Genomic DNA, 6,222 nt, shown 5'->3' with positions numbered 1-6,222 from the left:
AGTAAATATTATAATCAATTTGATGAATTTTTATTTAAACAGGAAGAATTTTTTTACTTAGATATCTACGAAAATACTCACCAATATGACGAGTTAATTAAAGAAGTAAATAACATGTTTTGGTGATTCAATGAATTATTTTCTTGATTCTAATGTTATATTGGGTTATATTTTTACTTTAGATAATTGCTTTGATTCTGTTAGTGTGTTTCTTATAGAAAATCAGAATTATTTCTATTCTGATCATGTCGATGAGGAAGTGAAAAAAGTTTTTCAAGAAAAAAATAACCAATACCAATTATTTCTTTTGAAAGTATGTAGATGTATTAATCAAATTAAAGATAATGATTTAATTAATGAGTTCCATCTTCATGAGCAAATTAATTCTTTCAAATCAATTGGTGAATTAAAAGTTTTTGAAATGCATGAGGTATTAGATAAAATCTGGAAAGAATTAGATTTTAATGAAAATCATGATTCATTTGAAGTAAAATTAAAGTTCAATGGTTTTCAGAATGATTTTTATTCATCAAATTGTTATAGAAAAAACTATATATTCAATAAAATGACTCAAATTCCCAATCATATAAAAAAAGATAAGCAAATATTAGATATGATTAAAAAAGAGAATCTTAGGCATGATTTTTTGTATGATGAAGATGAAAACATTCTTTTTGATGTTAATGAATATTGTAATAAGAATAAACATTTAAATCTCAAGTTTGTTAGTGTTGATTAAGATTTTTTAAAAGCTATTGAAATTTTAATGGAGTATTTGTGCATTAATGAATGTATTAATTTAGGAAAATTTAAAAACTGCTAAAACAATCCACTAAAACCAACATTTTTACAGACGCAATACCTGCAAAGCGATTTCTCATCGTGAATATATTTAATGCGGCCTTTGCAGTAGTAATCTCCATTGAAATAGTATACGTCATCCTTTTTATCTTCGCTGTAGGGGTGAAGTGGTCTTTTAGCTATTAATGCCAGGTAGAGTGAAACGTATTCGGTGAATCGCTTGTTTTCATCATCGCCGGCAGAATACCTGTCAAAATAAAAGCCAATGTCTGAGCGCATATTCTTTATCACGCTATCTTTAATTTCAAAATCCTCTAAAATTTCAACGCTGTAAATCTCATCATATACACTGGAGTTATATTTTGCAAGCTTTTTTGTTAAAGGATCTTTATACCTCTCATCGGTAACCTTATTTTTCAAATAGTCGATGGGATAATCCTTTAAATTTTTGCGAATAATCTTTAGGAGTTTTGATGCCTTCATAAGATTCCTTTGCTTTTCAGGAGTTCACGAGGATTGTCAACAATAGCTTTCATGGCTTCGTCTGGACTTAATCCTGCGCCCAATGCTATTTCATATGACTTTTCAAAAGTAATGATATTGTCAGGTGAATGGGTGTCAGTATTAACTAATAGATTATTTCCGACTTCACGTGCAATGTTTGCAACATGGCCGTTTCCAAGGCAGTGTCCCTGGCGAGCGGAAATTTCCAGATAGATGTCATTTTCTTTTGCGATTTCTGCCTCTTCAACTGTAATCAGACCAGGATGGCCTAGAATATCAACATGCTCTGATTCAACTGCTGCACGATTTGTTCCAGGTGTAACAGGTTCGTTTAGGGTTTCACCATGAACCACAACTATCTTAGCACCCAGTTCCTTTGCACGGGCAGCTATTCCGTCAATGGATTCGCATGGTGCATGTGTCACTTCAGCACCCAATACAACAGTTATATCCCAATTGGCATTAATATCATCAATTGCATCCTGAATTGCTGGGATTGTATCGACATTTGACCAATCAACATGGTCGGTAATGGCTATCGCTTCATGGTTTAATTTCAAAGCTCTTCTGGCCAGTTCGGAGGGCAGTAATTCTCCGTCACTGAATAAGCTGTGCATATGTAAATCGATTCTTTTGTTCAAAATATAACCTCTTTTTGTTAAATATAATATTTTATATAATACCTAGAATATATATTTATACAACTTAAATATTTAAGAGGTAATGAATATGAAAGCAAAAGCAGTAAAAATGGCCGATGGTGTTTACTGGGTAGGTGTAATCCACTGGCACAGTAGAACTTTCCACGGATATGGAATTCCTGGTACCACATACAATGCTTATTTAGTATTTGGTGAGGAAAAAACTGTACTAATTGATAATGTTTACAGAGGAATGTTTGAGCAATTCGATGCTAGAGTAAAAGACGCATTCGAACAGGAAGGAAAAGAGTTTAAAATCGATGTTTTTGTTCAAAACCACTCTGAAATGGATCACTCAACTTTCTTAAGGCAAACTATTGCAGAATATAATCCTGATGCTGAGATATATGCCTCAGCCAACTGTATCAAATTCCTTGAAGCACAATATCACAACTTCTCAGATTTAGAAATCAATGCCGTTGCAACCGGTGATGAATTGGATATTGGCGGAAGAACCTTGAAATTCATTTCAGCTCCTATGCTTCACTGGCCTGACAGCATGTTTACCTTGCTTGCTGAAGAGGGAATCCTATTCTCAAATGATGCATTCGGACAGCATGTAGCCCACTCCAAAAGATTCGATGAGGATTATGAAACTGAATACCTCCTTAGGGAAGCACAGAAATACTATGCAAACCTTGTAACATTAGGTTCACCTATGCTCAGGATGAAGTTAAACGAATTGACTGAAACAGGTTTAATCAATGACATCAAAATGATTGCTCCTTGTCACGGTCAAATCTGGAAAAACCCAGGACCAATCGTTGAAAAATATACCGAATGGGGATCAGGCGTTTGCAAAGACAAAATCACTGTAATCTTTGACACCATGCATCACTCAACAGAAATTCTAGCTTACCAAATCGCTGAAGGTATCATGAGTGAGGATGTAGAAGTGGCAATGTACTTTATGCAGGAAGACGGACCTGATGATGTAATTACAGACATCTTGGACTCCAAAGCCATTGCATTGGGTGCTCCTACCATGATGAACAAGCCGTTCCCAAGAATAGGAAACATGATTTACTGGCTGGACTGCGTCAACTTCAAAGGAACCGGCAGCGAGAAAAGTGCATTAATCTTTTCATCTAAAGGATGGGGTGGAGGAGCTATAGCTAAACTCCAAAGAGATTTGGAAGAAGCAGGTTTCACTGTAACCGACACTTTAGATGTATTGTTCGTACCTGATGAGGATGTTTTGGCTGAAGCATTTGAAAAAGGTGCAGAACTTGCTCGTTCAATAAAAGAATAATCATTTTATTCTTTTCATTTACTTTTTTTTAAGATAACATTAAGAGGTTATTTGCATGTCTGATTTGGTTATTTATTTTTCAAGAGCCGGTGAAAACTATTTCGGCGGAGAACTAAAAAACATTGAAAAGGGCAACACCGAAGTGATTGCCGAGTACATTAAAGACTTCACTGGTGCGGATTTATTTAAGGTGGAGCCAGCAGTGGAATATCCTTCCGATTACATGAAATGTATTGATGTAGCTAAAAAGGAACTGCAAAAAGATGCAAGGCCTGAAATTAAAAATCCATTGGAGGATATTTCTTCGTATGATACAATTTATATTGGTTTTCCGAATTGGTGGGGAACCCTTCCAATGCCAATGTTTACACAATTGGAAAAGCTTGATTTTACAGGCAAGACCGTTAAGGCATTCGTAACCCATGAAGGATCAGGTTTCGGCAGCGCTGAAAAGGACTTGAAAAAGTTATGTAAAGGCGCTGAAATTAAAAAGGGCTTGTCAATTCCAGGTGCAAATGTCTATGATGCAAAAGATATTGTTGAAACCTGGTTAGGAAAATAATTTTAAAATAGTGTTAATCATGTCAAAAAGTGTTTTCGTACCTGGCCACATTACAGGTTTTTTTACAATAGAAAACCATGAAGTCAGTCTAAAGAACGGATCCTGCGGTGCTGGATTTCTGCTTTCTGAAGGTGTTAAGACTACTGTTTCTCCAGCCAGCGAGTTAACGATTGAAGTTAATCAGGGAGATTCAACAGTAATAGATGAAGTCTTAAGCATTCTCGACATTGAAACTGATTTTAAAATCACACAGGATATTCAGCTTCCGATTGGAGCTGGTTTTGGAACTTCGGCCGCTTCGGCTTTAAGCTTAACATTGGCAATAAACGAGTTTCTGGACTTGGGATATTCTAAAGAGTTATGCGGTCAGATTGCCCACATGGCTGAAGTTAATCTCGGAGCGGGATTGGGTGATGTGATTGCACAAACCGGGCATGGAATGGTTTTGAGAACACAGGCAGGCGCTCCGGGCATTGGTGAGATAAAATCATTTGAGCATGATGTTGCTATTGCCTGGAAAACATTCGGAACAATAGAGACTGCAGACATTATTCGCGATGACCATCACAAGCAGGTCATTTCACAAGCTGGCCTGAAATATTTGGAATCATTTGAAAAGGAACCTACTTTAAGGAATTTTTTGGACTTTTCAAATAAGTTTTCTTATGAGATAAATTTGATGACAGATGAAGTGAAAAATCTAATTGAGTATTTTAATTCCAGGCCTGATATTTTGGGCAGTTCCATGGCAATGCTTGGAAATACTGTATTTACATTTGCATATGATGAAGATGCCTTCAAAACTTTAGGCATAGAAGACTTGCATATAGATAAACTCAACAACATTGGGATAGTTTATGATTAAACTTAGCTATGATATAAAAAAATACCGTCAGGATCTATTGGAACTGGTAAATGTAGATGATACAGTAATTGAATTGGGTTGCCATACCGGCGGAACTACTCAATTGATAGCTGACAAATGCAATGTAATAGCACTTGACAATTCTCCCGAAGCCATTGATGAAATGGAAAAGTTGGATGTTGCATTTATTCCAGGGGATGTCCGTCTGCATGAAGTTTTAGCCGAAGCATTTAAGATAACTCAAAACTGTGATGTTTTAGCTATTGATTTGGGCGGAGGATACCATCCCGATACTGTTTTTAAGGTCTTTTATATATGGTCAAGCACATTTAAACCAACACATACTGTAATTAGGAATCGTGGCATTTTGGAATTTATCAATTCCGCTAGCGGAAGTGGGGAAGAGTATAATACAGATTTAGGTTATCTTGAAACCTATCATGATTCAGGCATTCCTCCGTTAATAAAAGAATTTGAGCTATGGACACCTAAACTCAAAAAATAGTTAAGTTTAAATAATATGGTTTTTTGAAAGCAATTTTTCTTGATTAAAACAATTCGAGAATTCTCTAATCAATAATTATATAAAGGATTAAGACTAAATTGATAATTAGATAATATTGAAGAGGTTTTACTTATGGCTAAACCTATTGGGAGTACTCCTATTTTGTATGGTGAGCATGCTACTGATTTTTTAAATCATATGTTGGACCCACCTTCTGAAAAACAAAAAGAATTAAGTAAAAAAATGGAAGAACAACGTTTTGTTCCATTTTAATTCTTTTAAATTTTTTTCAAATTTAAATATAGATAAAAAAGTTTTTTCGGGTCTCTTTTTGAAATAAAGTTAATTTTTTCAACGAATTTTTTATCTTTTTCAAGATATTCAAAACCGTTTTTCAAAACATAGAAATTAAAAGCACTTGCATAACCTTCAATAACAATGAAACGAAATCCTATTCTATTTTCTGAGATCTCTTTCAAATTTTTTAAAATATTTCTTAAGATATGACTTCCTAATCCTTTACCTGAATATTTTTTGGCAATGGCAAATCTACCAATCATCACGGCTGAAATCTCTTTTTCTTTTGAATTAAGATTTAATTTTCCTTTTAATGTTATTCTTAGTTTTTCATCTTTAATCCTTTTCAAAATGATGGTGTCTGTTAGAAGAGATGCATATCCAATAATCCTTCCATCACACATTACCAATTTGGTCACATTCAACTTTGCATTTTGTTGGTTCAAAGCATCCTCCTTCAAAAAGTTGTTAAGCTCTTCATCACCACAGTCAAAATCAGTTAAATCATGTTCACTAGTCAAAGTTTCAAAATAATATTTCTCCTTAATTTCTTCAATCTCCATAATTTTCCATATATGTTCTTTAATTATTTATTATTTGCTCATAAACAATTATAATATTTATTTAAGCTTATCAAATTGTTTTCATATGAAAATATTATTTTTAACATGTTTTTGTAATTATTGAAATTTACTAATTTTAAATTTTTCCAAAATATTAAAAAGAATGTCAAAA

The 6,222-nt window shown here is 33.9% G+C and carries 9 protein-coding genes; 6 read left to right on the top strand and 3 right to left on the bottom strand.

The annotated features are described in order from the left end of the window. The first annotated feature begins 130 nt into the window (after window positions 1–130). Window positions 131–739, top strand: a complete 609-nt coding sequence (locus ACKI3D_RS10105) for a hypothetical protein (protein WP_407394213.1) — start codon at window positions 131–133, stop codon at window positions 737–739. Window positions 740–819: 80 nt separating this feature from the next. Here ACKI3D_RS10105 and ACKI3D_RS10100 read toward each other — a convergent pair whose 3' ends face one another. After that, window positions 820–1,284: a DUF2115 family protein gene (locus tag ACKI3D_RS10100; RefSeq protein WP_407394211.1), complete on the bottom strand. Its 465-nt coding sequence runs from the start codon at window positions 1,282–1,284 to the stop codon at window positions 820–822. Further along, window positions 1,281–1,946: a histidinol phosphate phosphatase domain-containing protein gene (locus tag ACKI3D_RS10095; RefSeq protein WP_407394209.1), complete on the bottom strand. Its 666-nt coding sequence runs from the start codon at window positions 1,944–1,946 to the stop codon at window positions 1,281–1,283. The genes ACKI3D_RS10100 and ACKI3D_RS10095 overlap by 4 nt, the downstream gene beginning before the upstream one ends. A gap of 88 nt (window positions 1,947–2,034) precedes the next feature. Between ACKI3D_RS10095 and ACKI3D_RS10090 the strand changes: the two genes are divergently transcribed. The 5 genes from ACKI3D_RS10090 to ACKI3D_RS10070 all read left to right on the top strand — a co-directional run bounded on the left by ACKI3D_RS10090 (window position 2,035) and on the right by ACKI3D_RS10070 (window position 5,463). Next, window positions 2,035–3,258 carry an FprA family A-type flavoprotein gene (locus ACKI3D_RS10090; protein ID WP_407394208.1) on the top strand — a complete coding sequence of 408 codons (1,224 nt, stop codon included), beginning with the start codon at window positions 2,035–2,037 and terminating at the stop codon, window positions 3,256–3,258. Window positions 3,259–3,313: 55 nt separating this feature from the next. Beyond that, window positions 3,314–3,820 carry a flavodoxin gene (locus ACKI3D_RS10085; RefSeq protein WP_407394206.1) on the top strand — a complete coding sequence of 169 codons (507 nt, stop codon included), beginning with the start codon at window positions 3,314–3,316 and terminating at the stop codon, window positions 3,818–3,820. A 19-nt stretch (window positions 3,821–3,839) separates the two neighbouring features. Then, window positions 3,840–4,685, top strand: coding sequence for a pantoate kinase (locus tag ACKI3D_RS10080; RefSeq protein ID WP_407394204.1), 846 nt, complete (start codon window positions 3,840–3,842; stop codon window positions 4,683–4,685). Beyond that, on the top strand, window positions 4,678–5,190 hold the full coding sequence (locus ACKI3D_RS10075; RefSeq protein WP_407394202.1) for an SAM-dependent methyltransferase: 513 nt from the start codon (window positions 4,678–4,680) through the stop codon (window positions 5,188–5,190). The genes ACKI3D_RS10080 and ACKI3D_RS10075 overlap by 8 nt, the downstream gene beginning before the upstream one ends. Window positions 5,191–5,322: 132 nt before the next feature. Continuing rightward, window positions 5,323–5,463: a hypothetical protein gene (locus ACKI3D_RS10070; RefSeq protein WP_407394201.1), complete on the top strand. Its 141-nt coding sequence runs from the start codon at window positions 5,323–5,325 to the stop codon at window positions 5,461–5,463. 5 nt (window positions 5,464–5,468) lie between these two features. Here the strand turns inward: ACKI3D_RS10070 and ACKI3D_RS10065 are convergent, their stop codons facing one another. Continuing rightward, a complete protein-coding gene (locus ACKI3D_RS10065; protein ID WP_407394199.1) occupies window positions 5,469–6,050 on the bottom strand; it encodes a GNAT family N-acetyltransferase in 582 nt (193 codons plus the stop codon). Between the last annotated feature and the right edge of the window lie 172 nt (window positions 6,051–6,222).

It is taken from the genome of Methanobrevibacter sp., assembly GCF_045586545.1.
Classification (GTDB): Archaea; Methanobacteriota; Methanobacteria; order Methanobacteriales; family Methanobacteriaceae; genus Methanocatella.
This window is presented reverse-complemented; position numbering and strand designations above follow the sequence as displayed.